14 protein-coding genes are annotated in these 16,668 nt (G+C 42.9%); 7 read left to right on the top strand and 7 right to left on the bottom strand.

The features are described from left to right. Positions 1-8 precede the first annotated feature (8 nt). The 6 genes from F896_RS05955 to F896_RS05980 all read left to right on the top strand — a co-directional run bounded on the left by F896_RS05955 (position 9) and on the right by F896_RS05980 (position 9,167). Positions 9-968: a p-hydroxyphenylacetate 3-hydroxylase reductase component gene (locus F896_RS05955; RefSeq protein ID WP_171069705.1), complete on the top strand. Its 960-nt coding sequence runs from the start codon at positions 9-11 to the stop codon at positions 966-968. Between the two features lie 199 nt (positions 969-1,167). Then, the gene (gene feaR / locus F896_RS05960; protein WP_016164396.1) at positions 1,168-2,085 is read left to right on the top strand and encodes a transcriptional regulator FeaR; all 918 of its coding nucleotides are present in this window, start codon (positions 1,168-1,170) and stop codon (positions 2,083-2,085) included. Positions 2,086-2,296: 211 nt separating this feature from the next. Continuing rightward, the gene (tynA, locus tag F896_RS05965; RefSeq protein ID WP_016164395.1) at positions 2,297-4,603 is read left to right on the top strand and encodes a primary-amine oxidase; all 2,307 of its coding nucleotides are present in this window, start codon (positions 2,297-2,299) and stop codon (positions 4,601-4,603) included. Positions 4,604-4,709: 106 nt separating this feature from the next. Beyond that, positions 4,710-5,963, top strand: a complete 1,254-nt coding sequence (locus F896_RS05970; RefSeq protein ID WP_155765791.1) for a hypothetical protein — start codon at positions 4,710-4,712, stop codon at positions 5,961-5,963. 66 nt (positions 5,964-6,029) lie between these two features. After that, positions 6,030-7,637, top strand: a complete 1,608-nt coding sequence (locus F896_RS05975; RefSeq protein ID WP_016164393.1) for a GMC family oxidoreductase — start codon at positions 6,030-6,032, stop codon at positions 7,635-7,637. Between the two features lie 42 nt (positions 7,638-7,679). Continuing rightward, positions 7,680-9,167 carry an aldehyde dehydrogenase family protein gene (locus F896_RS05980; RefSeq protein WP_016164392.1) on the top strand — a complete coding sequence of 496 codons (1,488 nt, stop codon included), beginning with the start codon at positions 7,680-7,682 and terminating at the stop codon, positions 9,165-9,167. 62 nt (positions 9,168-9,229) lie between these two features. On the opposite strand, the gene pcaD is transcribed toward F896_RS05980, so the two are convergent. From pcaD to F896_RS06015, 7 genes are all read right to left on the bottom strand, one after another. Further along, on the bottom strand, positions 9,230-10,009 hold the full coding sequence (pcaD, locus tag F896_RS05985) for a 3-oxoadipate enol-lactonase (protein ID WP_016164391.1): 780 nt from the start codon (positions 10,007-10,009) through the stop codon (positions 9,230-9,232). Between the two features lie 10 nt (positions 10,010-10,019). Then, positions 10,020-11,234: a 3-oxoadipyl-CoA thiolase gene (gene pcaF / locus F896_RS05990; protein ID WP_016164390.1), complete on the bottom strand. Its 1,215-nt coding sequence runs from the start codon at positions 11,232-11,234 to the stop codon at positions 10,020-10,022. A gap of 414 nt (positions 11,235-11,648) precedes the next feature. Next, the gene (locus F896_RS05995; RefSeq protein WP_016164389.1) at positions 11,649-12,296 is read right to left on the bottom strand and encodes a 3-oxoacid CoA-transferase subunit B; all 648 of its coding nucleotides are present in this window, start codon (positions 12,294-12,296) and stop codon (positions 11,649-11,651) included. Next, complete coding sequence (locus tag F896_RS06000) at positions 12,293-12,982, bottom strand: 3-oxoacid CoA-transferase subunit A (protein ID WP_016164388.1); 690 nt, start codon at positions 12,980-12,982, stop codon at positions 12,293-12,295. The genes F896_RS05995 and F896_RS06000 overlap by 4 nt, the downstream gene beginning before the upstream one ends. A 119-nt stretch (positions 12,983-13,101) precedes the next feature. Beyond that, positions 13,102-14,022 carry a catechol 1,2-dioxygenase gene (gene catA, locus F896_RS06005; protein ID WP_016164387.1) on the bottom strand — a complete coding sequence of 307 codons (921 nt, stop codon included), beginning with the start codon at positions 14,020-14,022 and terminating at the stop codon, positions 13,102-13,104. 119 nt (positions 14,023-14,141) lie between these two features. Further along, positions 14,142-14,432: a muconolactone Delta-isomerase gene (gene catC / locus F896_RS06010; protein WP_004654828.1), complete on the bottom strand. Its 291-nt coding sequence runs from the start codon at positions 14,430-14,432 to the stop codon at positions 14,142-14,144. Between the two features lie 14 nt (positions 14,433-14,446). Beyond that, positions 14,447-15,556: a muconate/chloromuconate family cycloisomerase gene (locus tag F896_RS06015; protein ID WP_016164386.1), complete on the bottom strand. Its 1,110-nt coding sequence runs from the start codon at positions 15,554-15,556 to the stop codon at positions 14,447-14,449. A gap of 104 nt (positions 15,557-15,660) precedes the next feature. On the opposite strand from F896_RS06015, the gene catM reads away from it, so the two are divergent. Further along, positions 15,661-16,578, top strand: coding sequence for a cis,cis-muconate-binding transcription regulator CatM (catM, locus tag F896_RS06020; RefSeq protein WP_004654826.1), 918 nt, complete (start codon positions 15,661-15,663; stop codon positions 16,576-16,578). The last annotated feature ends 90 nt before the right edge of the window (positions 16,579-16,668 follow it).

Here is a 16,668-nt window from a genome sequence, read left to right as displayed (position 1 = left end):
AGGAGAGAATAATGAATTCACTAAAATCAATGGATGAAATCACAATAGATCCAATGCAGTTCAGACGTGCTTTGGGTAATTTTGCCACGGGTGTCACCATTATGACCGCGCAGAATGCTCAAGGCGAAAAGGTGGGTGTCACCGCCAATAGCTTTAATTCAGTGTCGCTAGATCCACCCTTGATTTTATGGAGCATTGATAAGAACTCATCCAGTTTTCCTGTGTTTGAGCAAGCGACTCATTTTGCTGTGAATATTTTATCGGGCTCGCAGATTGAATTGTCGAATAAGTTTTCACGTCGCAATATCGATAAATATGAAGGCACCAGCTATCAAACAGGTTCAGGACAGGCCCCCATTTTAGACCACTGTTCAGCGGTATTTGAATGTGAACGCCATGACATTATCGAAGGTGGTGACCACTGGATTATTATTGGTAAAGTGGTACGTTTCCGTGATGAAGGACGTAGTCCGCTGGTGTATCACCAAGGGGCTTATTCTGGCGTGATTCCGCACCCGTTATTGCAGTTAAAAGACACAGTAGAAGCTGAAGATATCGGTGAAATGCATCAAGGGCATTTATATAGCAATGTTTGTTATTTGATGAGTCGGGCTTTTAAATTCTATCAAACTGATTATATACCGAAGCAGTTAGTGACAGGATTCCGTACCAGTGAGGCGCGTTTATTGCTGGTACTGGGCAGTGGTACCGCGTCGAATAAAGCAGATTTGCCACGTGATATTGCTATGCCGATGCGGGAAGTGGAGCAGGCAGCGAGCATTCTGAAAAAAGATGGTTTGTTGATCGAAACTGATGGCTTTTTCAAACTCACTGAAAAAGGCAAGAAAACTGCGCACTATCTATTTGATATCGCGGATAGTCATCAAAATGAGGTGTTTGAAAAATATTCTGATGAGCAAAAGGAGACCTTTATCACCATGCTGAGAGACTTTGCTGGTGTAGCGTAAGCTGGGTGAAGCTGATAAATTGAATCGATTTATCAGCTGCTTTATTGCTCGTTGGTTATAATCAAAAATGAATTCCAAGGACGAGGAATTTTTGGCACACAATTTGTTTGTTTATCAAACATAATTGTACACCAGCCAAAATAGGGCACCAGCGCTAAAGAACAAACTTTAGTAATTGCACAGCACAGGGAGCGAAGAGATGAACCAATATGTGAGTGATGCACTGTTAACGTGGACGCATCATATCAAGAATGTGTGCGGCAATTTTGAAACAGATTTTGATGGGACTCGGAATTTATTTATTGGTGAAGTGCAATGTTTTTTACTGGGTGATACCGAGATTGCCTTTATTAAAAATAATGCCAATAAAATTGTTCGAAAGGCGGATGAAATTGATCGAGTCAATAATCGTTTCTGTTTTTTGATTTTGCAGAATTCGGGCAAGATGCTACTGCAATATAAAAATGAAACTTTGACCTTAAATGAGGGTGATATTGTCTTGGTAGATCCTGTGGAAACCATTTCAATGTTTCCACAAGGTTTAGTCAGTCAAATTTCAGTGCATCTGTCACGGGAAAAGTTGCTGAAAGAGAATATTAGTTCTGAATATTTTGGTAAGTTGATTACCCAAAATATGAGTGGTTTTCTGCTGAAGAATATTTTGAAAAATATGTCGCCCGAAAATATTAAACTCTGGTATGCATCGGAAGATGGCAATGCCTTTGAAGATGCACTGATTGCCTTAATCAAACCGACCATTAATTATAGAAACATCAATAATAATCAGAATAATCTTTTGGAAAAAGCCGAGCGCTATATTATCGAAAATCTGACAAAACCTGATCTCTCTCCTAAGTTGATTGCTGCACATATCGGAGTATCGTTACGGCATCTGTATCGATTATTTGTACAAGAAAATTTATCGATTAATAAATACATACAGATCAAAAGACTCGAGAAGGTCAAAACAGATCTGCTGGATAAAAGAAACAAGCAGAGTTCCATTACTCAAATAGCGCTGAAATGGGGCTTTTGGGATGGTGCTCATTTTTCAAAGATCTTCAAAAAAACCTATGGTGTCTCTCCGAAAGAGTTTAGAGAAACGATGTTGGCTTAAACATTTTAGATGTCATTTTTAGACAAGTTCCGCGTCATTCTTGGACAAGCTAGACCCATGCAACTGTGTTGAAATTAAACCAATAAGGGAAGATTAAAGCGCTTCAATCGACTTGAAATATGAAGATGATTTTAGCTGCTGCACACAGAGCAAAGAGCATTTTAACGATCTGATACAGATCGCTCAGGGATAGATAAAAAGGATCAACGTGATGCATAAACCAATATTATTTAAAGAGATACAAAAAATACTGGCACTTAACTTATCCATCGCTGCGGGCTTGTGGGGTGTTCATACTATCGCTTATGCGCATGGTGAGGCTGCCGAATTGGTACCACTGTATCAAAACATGAGTGAGCAGGGTGCCAAAGTAGTCAAAGATGATTTCACCAATAGCTATACCATTTCCAAAGGTTCTATTGTGGTCAGAGCCAAACCCAATTCAGATCAGGTCTTGGTTAACGGAAAACCCTTAAAACTGAGTGTCCCAGTACTCATTAAAGAGGGTAAACCTGTTATTGGGAAAGACTTTTTCAATGAAGTGTTCCAGTCGGGGCTAGATCAGACCTTTAAAATTGAAAATACTTTTCATCCCCTTAATAGTTTAAATACGGCAGAAATTAAAAAGACCTTTGATGTCATTAATCGCTCAAAATATGCCTATAAAAATATGCGTTTTGCCGAGTTGAAGCTGAAAGAGCCAGAAAAGGCCAAAGTCTGGGATTTCTTTATTAATCATAAAGAATATAAAGATGACCGTGTAGCGTCGTTCATTTTATTAAAAGGTAATCAGGCAATTGAAGGTGAAGTGAACCTGACTACACAACAAGTCAGCAAATGGAATATATTAAAAGATACACATGGCATGGTGTTACTGGATAATTTCGAGACGGTTCAGCGTGTGATTGAGGCCAGCAAAGAATATCAGGACGCTTTGCGTAAACGTGGTATCACCGATGTTAAGAAAGTGGTTACCAATCCATTAACAGTGGGCTATTTTGGCGGTAAAGATGGCTTAGATAAACAACTCAATGTTTTAAAAGTCGTGTCTTATTTGGATACTGGAGATGGTAACTATTGGGCACATCCGATTGAGAACTTGGTTGCCGTGGTGGATTTAGACAAAGAAAAAATTATTAAAATTGAAGAAGGCGCCATGATTCCTGTACCGATGGCAGATCGGCCCTATGCCACCAAGAATACTCAGCCACCGAAAATCAAACCGCTCGATATCAGTGAACCCGAAGGCAAGAACTTTACCATTACAGGACAAACCGTACATTGGGGTAACTGGTGTTTCCATGTGGCGCTAGACTCACGTGTCGGTCTCCAGCTTTCAACGGTCACATATAAAGATAAAGGCGTAAAACGCAAGGTCATGTATGAAGGGAATCTTGGCGGCATGGTAGTTCCTTATGGTGACCCAGATATGGGATGGTACTTCAAATCTTATCTGGATTCAGGTGAGTATGGCATGGGAACCCTAACCTCAAATATTCAACTGGGTACCGATGCGCCAGAAAATGCGGTGTTACTGGATGCAGTGATTGCCGACTACAAAGGCCAACCACAGATTATTCCAAATGCCATCGCTATTTTTGAGCGTTATGCAGGACCTGAGTACAAACACCAAGAGATTTTTGGTGATCAAGATGCCAGTGAAGCACGTCGTGAACTTGTGGTGCGCTGGATTAGTACCGTTGGAAATTATGATTACATGTTTGACTGGGTCTTTGCTCAAAATGGCGTGATTGGAATTAATGCAGGTGCGACAGGGATTGAAGCGGTTAAAGGTGTTAAAGCACGAACTATGCATGACAGTACCGCTAAGGAAGACACCAAATATGGCACTTTAATTGACCATAATATTGTGGGTACAACCCATCAACACATCTATAACTTCCGCTTAGATCTGGATGTTGATGGAGAAAATAATAGCTTTATGCACATGGACCCAGTGGTGAAGGCCAATGATCGAGGCGGTGTGCGTACCAGTTCGATGCAAATTGACAGTAAAGTGATTAGCAATGAGCAAAACGCGGCTGAAAAGTTTGATCCATCTACCATTCGCTTACTTACCAATTTCAATAAGGAAAATAAATTAGGCAATCCCGTTTCTTACCAATTAATTCCGTTTGCTGGCGGAACTCACCCAGTGGCGAAGGGTGCCAATTTTGCCCCAGATGAATGGCTATTTAAACGCCTTAACTTTATGGATAAACAAATTTGGGTGACACAATACAATCCAGATGAACGCTATCCTGAAGGGAAATATTCGAACCGTTCAACTCATGATACGGGTTTAGGTCAGTTTATTCAGAACAATGAAAATATTGAAAATAAAGACCTTGTGGTCTGGATGACCACAGGAACCACCCATGTGGCACGTGCCGAAGAGTGGCCAATCATGCCGACAGAATGGGTTTATACCTTGATCAAACCGTGGAATTTCTTCGACAACACCCCGACTTTAAACTTGGGTGAGGAACAGGAACATGCCCAGCACGAGCATCACTAAAAACGCAGATTAAGTTACATGGGTAATCGAAGATTACCCAAAACTGAGCGTTGAGTAGATCGCTGACAAAAAGGAATTTTGTATGAAAACTTTATTTTCTCATGTGATGAGAGGGACTCTCTTTGTCTCATGTTTTTCAACTGCATATGCAGGTGAGCTTGAAATTAACCCGATTTTTGAAGCAACCTTTGGTGCTTTTAGCAGTGCTAAAGGCTATAACGGTGAAGACATTGATGACCAGCGTATCAATTGGCAAGAAGGACATCTTAAATATGGGGCCAAAGGGCAGCAAACATTTCAAAACCATCAGCTCTATGCCAGTTTAAGCGGGATCAGCTCAGCGACATGGGGCGATGGTGATGCTGGTCAAAATAGTAATGGTCAAGAACGTAAAACTGACGTGAATGAATGGGTGATTGGCTTTAAAGATGGTACCCATAAAGATGAATTGACGACCTACAATTTCAGTATCGGTCGGCAAAATATCATGATCGGTGATGGATTTTTCATTGCGGGTGATGCATTAAATCTGGGTAAAGTACCTGCGGATGGGGCACTGGATCGAGGAGGGGCCTATTATCTGGCAGCACGACGCAGCTTCGATTTTAGCAGTCTGCTGCAATATAAACCGCAACAAGATACAACGCTAAAACTGGCATATTTAAAGTCGAATAACAAAGCACAATTTTCATCAGAACTGTTTGTGACTGATCTGATCTACCAACTCAAAGATAAAGGCATCGGTTTTACTTATTTAAATGTCTTGGACCTTGAAGATGCCGAACACATTTCAGGACGTAAGGATCTTAAGAATTATGCCTTACGCTTGAACTATCAAGCCTTACCTGAACTACAAATAAAGTCTGAATGGGTGGTTCAGGATAAACAGAACAGCACGGAAAATGCGGGCTATCTGGGGCTGAACTATAACTTCTTATCTACAAAATATACACCGTCAATAGGTTATCGTTTCAGCCATTTTTCCGATCAGTATGACCCAATGTTTTACGGCAATACGGTTGGATTTGGAACATGGTTTCAGGGTGAAGTTGCTGGAAATTATGCAGGACCCTTTAATAAAAATGCCGATATTCATCAAGTTTCTTACATGATGAATCTAAAAGAAAATTTTATGTTGGGTGCTTTGGCTTATAAGTTTCAAACCGTAAATAAGTCATTGGTCAATGTCGATGGGCATGAACTAGATGTGTTTTCAGTTTGGTCAGTAAATAACAATCTCACCGTTATTCCGCTGATCGGACTGTATAAGCCAAAGCATGATATCCACAGCGGTGGCACACAAAACTACGATGACAAAACCAATCTATATGCACAGTTGATTCTGCAATACATCTATTAAATCAGATTTGGGGTGTTTGGATCGATTAACAATGCAGTCAGAGAAAGACGTTTAGGATGAGATCAGATGGATAAAGAGTATGACTACATCATTATTGGAGCAGGTTCAGCGGGCTGTGTGGTTGCAGCAAGGTTATTACAGGCTAAAGCAGGACGAGTGCTGGTACTTGAGGCAGGAAGCAAAGACAGTAGTCTGTTTCATATGATTCCTGCAACCGTGATTAAAGTATTCCAACAAAAATCATGGCCGTATATGACGGTTCCACAACAACACTGTAATCACCGAGAAATGATCCTTGCACAAGGCAAAGTATTAGGTGGTGGCAGTTCAGTCAATGGCATGATTTATTGTCGTGGACAACGTCAGGACTATGATTTATGGGCATCGGAATGGGGATGCAGTAACTGGTCTTATCAAGATGTGCTGCCATTCTTTAAAAAAGCAGAAAAAAATGAAAGCCTTGCTGACGAATACCACGGACAGGATGGCATTTTACCCGTTAGCGAAAACCGCTATCGCCATCCTTTAACCCTTGCTTGCATTAAAGCAGGTCAGCAAATGGGAATGAACTATGTCAATGATATCAATGGTTGGGACCAGGCAGGTGTTGGGTTTTATCAGACGACAACACAAAAGGGTGAAAGAGCCAGTACCTCAAAAACCTATTTAAAATCAGTTGAGCATCATCCAGATCTCACCGTCATTACCGATGCACTGGTACATAAAATTGAAACTCAAGGCAATCAAGCAACAGGCGTGACATTTAGCATTGCTGGAAAGCCAGAGACGACCGTAAATGCAGCTAAAGAAGTGATTGTGAGTGCTGGCGCTATTGGCAGCCCTAAAGTTTTATTACTTTCTGGCATTGGCCCAAAACAGCATTTAGATGAACTCGGAATTGAATGTATCCAAGACTTGCCTGTGGGCGAAAATTTTCATGATCATTTACATATGTCGGTCAATGCTACGGTAAAAACCAATAATAGCTTGCTTGGGGAAGATCAGGGCTTAAAAGCGGTGCGGAACTTTTTGCAATGGCAATTTACCCGTTCAGGTGTGTTGACCTCAAATATTCTTGAAGGCGGGGGCTTTATCGACACTAACAAAGGTGGCCGACCTGACGTACAGTTTCATTTCCTGCCTGTACTGGATAATTTTGATAATACCCCTGGTGAAAAAGGCACAGCTCAAGCACATGGGCTGACCATTAAAGTCGGACATATACAGCCAAAAGCGCGAGGAACTCTACGTTTAAGTAGTAAAGATCCGAATGCAATGCCGATCATTGATCCAAACTACTTAGGTCACCAAGAGGATATTGATGCCAATATTCGTGCGGTGCAGGCTGGACTGCGTTTATTACAACAACCTGCATTACAAGCCATTGTTCAAGAGGTCATTGAGCCTGCAAATATTGATCCTGAGAATGTCGCCGCGATTGATAAATGGATGCGTCAGAACATTAAAACGGTTTATCACCCTGCGGGTAGTTGCAAAATGGGCAATGCACCAAAAGATTCAGTTACAGACCAGACCCTTAAAGTACATGGTTTCCAAAATTTACGCGTCATCGATTGTTCAATTTGCCCACAAGTTCCAAGCGGAAACACCAACGCCATTGCCATCATGATTGGCGAGCGTGGTGCTGAATTTATTTTAAATCAGGTCGCTTAATTGCGGTGATTGCAGTATTTAGACATTCAAGAGGAAAAAATAATGAGTGAAGTACAGATTCTAGCAAGTGTACAGCAATTTATGGCTCGTCAGCATGGTCACTTTATTGATGGTCAAACCATTCCAGCAGAAACATCAGAACGGATTGAGTTGATCAACCCTGCGACAGAACAGGTGGTTTCAACCATTGCTATCGCAACTCAAAACGAAGTGGAAAAAGCGGTTCAGAGTGCGTATGAGGCCTTTCATCATGCTTGGGCCAATACGCCGCCTTATGAACGTGGTTTAAAGTTAAATAAATTAGCTGATTTGGTCGAACAACATGCTGAAGAATTGGCGCAGTTAGAAACCTTGACCACAGGGAAGTTGATTAATCTGGCTCGACATTTGGAAGTGGCTCAAACAATTGTATTTTTAAGGTATTTTGCGGGCTGGGCAACCAAAATTCATGGGCAAACCATGCAACCCTCAATTCCCTCCATGAATGGAGAAAAATATACAGCCTATACCTTACGCCAACCTGTTGGCGTGGTGGCAGGGATTGTACCGTGGAATTTTTCTCTGATGATTGGATGCTGGAAAATAGGTTCAGCATTAACCACAGGTTGTACCATTGTACTGAAACCAAGTGAATTTACGACTTTGTCATTATTACGTTTGGCTGAACTTGCAATTGAAGCAGGAATTCCAGCAGGAGTGATTAATGTGGTCACAGGTAAGGGGGAGACTGGACAATATTTAATGAATTCACCTTTGGTGAAAAAGGTCTCGTTTACGGGTTCGGTTCCTACAGGAATTGCGATTGGTCAACAAGCGATGAAGAATGATCTTACTCGGGTCAGTCTGGAGCTGGGTGGAAAAAATGCTGCGGCCATTTTAGCGGATGCCAATCTGGATGAAATCCTACCAACCTTGTTACAGGCAACCTTCGTCCATCAGGGGCAGGTTTGTGCGGCACCAGAGCGTTTCTTTGTACATCAGTCCAAATATGATGAATTTACCCAAAAAGCAACTGCGGCACTACAGCAGTTCACAATGGGTTCACCACTGGATGAAGCTAGTATGTTTGGACCACTTTCCAATAAACCACACTTTGAAAAGGTCAAGCATTATCTAGATATTGCCAATCAAAAGGATCAAGTGATTTGTGGTGGTCAAACCATCCAAGGAACGGGTTATTTTGTTGAACCGACATTACTCAAAGTGCAGGGGACGGATGATCCCTTATTTATTGAGGAAACCTTTGGCCCAGTGGTCGATGTGATTGCTTTTGAAAGTGATGAAGAACTCATTCGAATGATCAATCATTCCCGTTTCGGTTTGACAGCCAGTATTTGGAGCAATGATCTGGCAAAAGCGTTGCGTTTGATCCCGCAAATTGAAGCAGGTTCGGTTTGGGTCAATATGCATACTTTCCTAGATCCTGCTGTTCCCTTTGGCGGGGTCAAGGCATCAGGACTAGGTCGTGAATTTTCGGATGCTTTTATTGATGATTATACTGAACTTAAATCGGTGATGATTCGATACTAACTTTATGTAAGATATAAAAAAATGGCCGTTTTAGGCCATTTTTTTATGATTGACTTTATCAGCTAGTGAATCAGAAAGTCCTTTAAAATATGATTGAAGCTTTCTGCTTGCTCAATATTCGAAATATGCGAAGCCTCTATTTCGACCAGTTTCGACTGTGGTATTTGCTGTTGCATAAATTGACCATCTGCCACTGTGGTGACAGGGTCTTGCGTCCCTGCAATCACCAAAACTGGAATGAGGATGTCTTTGAGTTGATCACGGACATCCGCTTTAGCCAAAGCCTCACAACAATTGGCATAACCATTTGCGCTGCCAGCACTTAAGTCGTTACACAGGTTATTGACAATTGTAGGATGACTTTGGATAAAGGGATCTGTAAACCAGCGTGAAGCTGCTGTGGTGGCGATTGGAACCAAACCTTGCTTTCGAACCAGTTGGGCACGATCCAGCCATGCTTGTTCCTGTCCAATTTTTGCAGCAGTATTACTTACAACCACACGCAAAAAACGTTCTGGATAATGGATGGCAAGCCATTGACCCGTTATTCCCCCCATGGAAATACCGCAGAAATTGGCTTTTTCAATCTTTAAATGATCGAGTAGGCGAACGACATCTTCACCGAGTTGTTGCAGGGTATATGGGCCTGTTGGTGTTGAAGATGAGCCATGACCGCGTGTGTCATAACAAATCACATAAAAGTGTTCTTTAAAATAATTGAACTGCTTTTGCCACATGCCATAGTTGGTGCCTAAAGAGTTGGAAAATAGCAGTGCAGGTGAGTTTGGATCTCCAAAAGTTTGATAATTAATTTGCGCATCGGCGGATTGAAAAGTGGGCATGAGCTCTTCCTTAATTCTGTTCGATACGTTGAATAATCAAGGCAATCCCTTGACCAACACCAATACACATCGAACACAGGGCGTACTGACCTTTGATCTGTTCAAGCTGATTCAATGCCGTTGTCACCAAACGCGCACCTGAAGCACCCAACGGATGACCCAAAGCAATCGCACCACCATTCGGATTGACGCGTGCATCATCATCACTCAAGCCTAAATCACGGGTCACAGCTAGAGCTTGTGCTGCAAAGGCTTCATTCAGTTCAATCACATTCATCTGATCAAGAGTGAGATTGGCCTGTTTCAGTAATTTCTTAATGGCAGGTGCAGGCGCAAAGCCCATAATCCGTGGTTCAACACCGACTGTGGTTGCCGCAATAATTTTTGCACGTGGTTTTAATTGATATTTTTCCACCGCTTCGTCCGAAGCAATCAACACAGCGGCTGCGCCATCATTAATCCCAGAAGCATTGCCCGCCGTGACCGTCCCCTCGGCTTTGACCACACCCTTAAGTTTAGTCAACGCTTCTAAAGTCGTTGATGCACGTGGATGTTCATCAGTATCCACCACAACGGCATCGCCCTTACGTTGTGGAATACTGACAGGCACGATTTCATTGGCGAAGAAACCTTTGGCTTGTGCCATTGCAGTACGTTGTTGGCTGTTGAGCGCAAACTGATCTTGATCGGCACGGTTAATATTGAATTGTTCCGCCACGTTTTCCGCGGTTTGCGGCATGCTATCCACACCATACATTTCTTTGAGTTTTGGATTGATAAAACGCCAGCCCATGGTGGTGTCTTCAATCTTTTGACTACGGCCAAAGGCGCTGTCAGATTTGCCCATCACATAGGGTGCACGGCTCATGCTTTCAACACCGCCTGCAATAATCAAATCAGCTTCATTGGCTTTAATGGCACGGGCAGCCATGGCAATCGCATCCAGTGATGAACCACATAAACGGTTCACTGTGGTGGCAGGCACTTGATAAGGTAAACCTGCCAATAATGCTGACATACGTCCCACATTGCGGTTGTCTTCACCCGCCTGGTTGGCACAACCATAGATCACATCATCCACTAGCTGCCAATTGACGCTGGGATTACGTTGCATCAAGGCCTGAATCGGAACTGCTCCCAAGTCATCGGCACGTACTGGAGCTAATCCGCCCGCATAACGACCGAATGGGGTACGGATAGCATCGATGATATAAGCGTTTTTCATAGTCTTACATTTCCATTTCTAAAGCTATTGTGATCACTGCCACAAATTACAGGTTTAGTCATTCTTATTTCGTGTAGGCAACGCCTCACTTTTGACAGGGCAAAAGTGACAAAACCCTTTGTTGAACAGAGGAGGCTTCCTTGCCTCCCTGTTCAACGGGCGACATCCTTGTCGCCTGTCACGATAGTCAATGAGGTGAAAAGTCTAAATCTTCCTAAGCAGAAGCTGTATTTAAACTTTAGCATTCAATGTTTCGCGGTGGCGGCATGGATGCCGCCCGTTAGACTGTGGTATATGGATATACCATCAGTCTAACAAAGGATTTTTGTTACTTTTTATCCTTAAAAAGTAAGGGAATGCCTATACAAAAAGCCTCTGCTTTAACCCGTAATTAGTGACTGGTAAACATTATCCTTACGTCGCATCAATCAATTTTGCACCCGTCAAAGCTTGCAACTCGTCAAAGCTCAAACCATCCACTTTCTCAATCACTTTTAAACCTTCAGCACTCACATCAATCACACACAGGTCGGTATAAATACGATCGACACATTTCAATCCTGTGGCTGGATATGTAAGCGCTTCAACAATCTTGGGTTCACCTTGCTTGGTGTTGTGGTCAGTGGTAATAAACACTTTCTTGGCACCGACAGCGAGATCCATGGCACCGCCCACCGCAGGAATCGCATCTGCTGCACCGGTATGCCAGTTGGCGAGATCACCATTGGCTGCCACTTGGAAAGCACCAAGTACAGCAATATCCAAATGCCCACCACGCATCATGGCAAAGGAATCACCATGATGGAAAAAGCTACCACCTGTCAGCATAGTCACATATTCTTTACCTGCATTGATCAGCTCAGGATCTTCCTCACCTTTGGCAGGTGGTGGACCGAAAGCCAGTAAGCCATTTTCAGAATGCAGAAATACATCTTTATCCGCAGGAAGATAATTGGAAATCTTGGTTGGTAGGCCAATACCTAAATTGACATAAGCACCATCGGGAATATCTTGCGCCACACGTTCAGCAATCTGGTCACGGCTTAATTTTTGATAGCTCATTGTTCTGCTCCTGTGCCATTGGCTGCATCGACAGCGACCACATGCTGTACAAAAATCCCAGGGGTAATAATGTGTTCAGGATCAAGCTGACCAAGTTCGACCAGTTCAGACACTTGCGCAATGGTGACATCAGCAGCCATCGCCATGATTGGGCCGAAGTTACGTGCAGATTTGTTATAGACCAGATTGCCCCAACGGTCGCCTTTGTGTGCTTTAATTAAGGCAAAGTCGGCTTTGATTGGATACTCAAGTACATAGTCTTTACCCTCGATATGACGGGTTTCCTTGCCTTCTGCCAAGAGTGTTCCAAAGCCTGTTGGCGTGAAGACTGCGCCTAAGCCCATCCCCGCAGCTTGAATACGACAAGCCAGATTGCCTTGTGGTACCAATTCCAGTTCGATCTTGCCCGCACGGTACAGTTCATCGAAGACCCATGAATCAGACTGACGTGGGAAAGAACAGATGATTTTACGTACCGCACCTGTTTTGAGTAGTTTGGCCAAGCCATAATCGCCATTACCAGCATTGTTATTGACGATGACCAGATCCTTGATGCCAAGTTCGATTAATCCATCAATCAGTTCAGCGGGTTGTCCTGCGGTGCCAAAGCCACCAATCATGATGGTTGCGCCATCCTTGATCTGTGACAGTGCCTCAGTCAATGTGAGCGTACTTTTATCAATCATAAGGCCAACCTTTTATCCATGTTTTCAAATTTCTATACATACGAATTGCGGTATAAGCGGGTATGCATAGAAATTTAAAAACTGTGAGCTAAGGTCTAGCTCACAGTAAATTTGTGGTGTTAAGCACCGACACGACGACGGTCAACTTCAGTGCTTGGCGCACCTGTTTTTTCTGCCACTAATTCAACATTAAAGGTAATGTGTTTGAATGGCTTATTCACACCACGACGAGCAAGTTCAGCTTCATCAGTTACATCAACAGCAGTAGCGACCAAGCCTTCACGTGTTGCAAATGCAAAGTCATCCCACAGGTATTGATCACCTTCGATATTGAACTGCGTGGTTAATTTGCGATAGCCTGGTGCAGACACAAAATAGTGCACGTGAGAAGGGCGGTTACCGTGACGGCCAAGCAAGTTCAGCACTGCTTGAGTAGTCCCTTCAGGCGGGCAGCCATAGCCCACAGGCATGGTGGTCTGTGCCACATAGTGACCAGAGGCATCAGATAAAATGGTACGACGTAAGTTAAAGTCAGATTGTGACTTATCAAAGAATGAATAGTTACCTAGGCTGTTGGCATGCCAAACTTCGACTTTAGCGCCTTCGATAATATTACCTTCAGGATCAGTGACAGTTCCTTCGATGAATAAAGTATCCACTTTGTCCGATTCAGAACCGTCATCCATACGGGCAAAACCGACAGATTCTGGTGCACCAGCCACATAGAGTGGGCCTTCAATGGTACGTGGTGTTCCACCCGTAATACCTGCTTTGGCATCTGCTTCATCAGCACGTAAATCTAAATAATGTTCAAGACCTAAACCTGCTGCTAATAAACCAAGTTCATTGGCTTGGCCTGCATCAGTAAAGTACTCAAGACCTTTCCAAAGTTCGCTTTGCGAGATGTCCAAATCTTCAATCGCCTGAAAAAGATCACCGAGCAGACGAACCACGATTTGTTGTACACGTGGATTGACTTCACCTGTCGCGGTATCCACATTCATTTTTTTAACCAGTGCATCGATTTCTTGACGGTTCATACATAATCTCCTGAAGTATGATAATTTTTGGTGGCTCGCGGACTTGCTGTTTTGCTGGTTCCTTGGCTTGCCACATTCCTTGTTCAAATTCTGTTGCGATCCTGATGCTACGATGGGCTTTAGCTATCGTCTTCGCGGATAGCTGATGGGTGGCGATTCATCGCCATCACTTCAATATTCATGTAGGGATACAACGGCAGACCCTGTAAAATATTGTGCAGTTCTTCATTGCTGTCGACATCAAAGATACTGATATTTGAATATTGGCCCGTGATGCGCCAGATATGACGCCATTTACCTTGACGCTGTAAATCTTGTGAATAGGCCTTTTCAACAGCTTTAATTTGATTGGCTTGTTCAACTGGCATATCGAGCGGGATATTTACATCCATTCGTACATGAAAAAGCATGGCAACTCCTTGAATTATTGACGACGTAAGTTGTCGATTTTGTCTTCATCCAGTTCAATACCGAGACCAGGGCCAGTTGGAATTTTGAGTTCAAAATTGCCATATTGAAGTGGTGTTTTTAAAATTTCTTCCGTGAGCAACAGTGGACCAAACAGTTCCGTTCCTGCGGCTAAATTGCTAAAAGTAGAGAAGGCATGTGCGGAAGCAATGGTGCCAACTGGACCTTCCAACATGGTGCCACCGTAAAGATCGATACCTGCCAGATTGGCAATTTTCCCGACTTCACAGGCTTCAATCAGACCACCTGATTGGGCAATTTTCACTGCAAACACTGAGGCGGCATTGCTTTTTGCCAGTTGATAAGCACTTTGCGGACCGGTTAAAGATTCATCCGCCATAATGGCAATATCAAATTTACGGGTCAGACGTTGCATGGCATCAATATTGTGAATCGCACACGGTTGCTCGATCAGATCGACTCCACCATCCTGAAGCATTTGAATCCCTTTAATCGCATTCAACTCAGACCATGCACGGTTGACATCGACACGAATCGAAACGTCTGCGCCCAATGCTTGTTTAATCGCCAGTACATGTTCAACATCCTGCTCAACTGGGCGGGAGCCAATCTTGAGCTTGAACACATTGTGGCGTTTTAACGCAACCATTTTTTCTGCTTCAGCAATGTCTTTTTCAGTATTTCCCGAAGCTAACACCCAAAGTACAGGGACACTATCACGTAGGCGTCCACCTAATACTTCACTGAGCGGTAAACCTAAACGTTGTGCCTGAATATCCAGTAGTGCAGTTTGAATGGCACATTTGGCAAAACGGTTCCCATTGATGCTATTTTGAATGGCCTGAAGTGTCTGAGCCACATTAAAACTGTCCAAAGTTTTTAACAATGGCGAAAAGTAATGCTCGATATTGGTTTTGACACTTTCAGGACTTTCATCTCCATAACCCAAGCCACCAATGGTCGTTGCTTCACCCCAACCAATCAAACCATCTTCTGTTGTCACTTTAATGAGGACTAAGGTTTGGGTTTGCATGGTTGCAACCGCCATCTTATGCGGGCGGATAGTTGGGATCTCGACAAGTAGGGTTTCTATGGATTTATACATCTTGGGTATTTCTTTCGTCCTGAGCTATTTACATACCCTAAATTAATGTAATATTTAGAACTAGGCTGAATTTGGTATTTTTGGATACTTAAAAGGTATATTAAATGGAATTAAGACATCTTCGTTATTTCGTGACGGTGGTAGAAGAGCAGAGCATTACCAAAGCTGCAGAAAAGTTATGCATTGCACAACCTCCGTTAAGCCGTCAGATCCAAAAGCTGGAAGAGGAACTCGGTATCCTGTTATTTGAACGTGGTTCGCGACCTGTGAAAACCACAGAAGCGGGACAGTTCTTTTATCAGCATGCGGTGCAGATTTTGACCCATACTGCCCAAGCGGCTTCCATGGCAAAACGCATTAGCACGGTAAATAAGATTGTGCGTATTGGCTATGTCAGCTCATTACTTTATGCGTTATTACCGCAAGTGATTTATTTATTCCGTCAAAATCATCCTGATATTCAGGTGGAGTTGATTGAACATGGTACCAAGGATCAGATCGAAGCGTTAAAGCTGGGTAAAATCGATTTGGGTTTTGGACGTTTAAGAATTAGTGATCCTGCAATTAAACGGATTTTATTGCGCAAAGAAAAACTCAAATTAGCGATTCATAAAAACCATCATTTAACCCGCTTTATTGATCAGGGGATTTATCTGTCCCAGATTATTGATGAACCTATTTTTTCTTATCCCGCGACCCAAAAACCGAATTTTTCCACCTTGATTCAATCGATTTTTACCGACTTGGGTTTGGTGCCTAAAGATATGGTCGAGGTACGTGAAATTCATATGGCGCTTGGTTTGGTGTCATCAGGTGAGGGGATTTGCCTGATTCCAGAAAGTGCCAGTGATATTGGCATGAAAAATCTGGTGTATATCCCAATCTTAGATTTAGAAGCCTATACCCCAATTTCATTGGCGGTGCGCAATATGGATCAGAGTCCCTATCTACCACAGATTTTAGAATGTATTAAGCAAGTATTTGAAGAAGAAGGCATTCCGATTCAACTAGAGGGTGATTAAGCCACTCTAGGCACCAAGTTTATTTATCAGCGGTCATCATGATCGCTTTTTTAATTGTGGTGAAAATGGCCTAAAACTAGACTTAAAAGG

This window comes from Acinetobacter genomosp. 15BJ (assembly GCF_000400715.1).
Taxonomy (GTDB): domain Bacteria; phylum Pseudomonadota; class Gammaproteobacteria; order Pseudomonadales; family Moraxellaceae; genus Acinetobacter.
The sequence above is the reverse complement of the archived record's forward strand: the minus strand, read 5'-3'. Positions and strand labels throughout refer to the sequence as shown.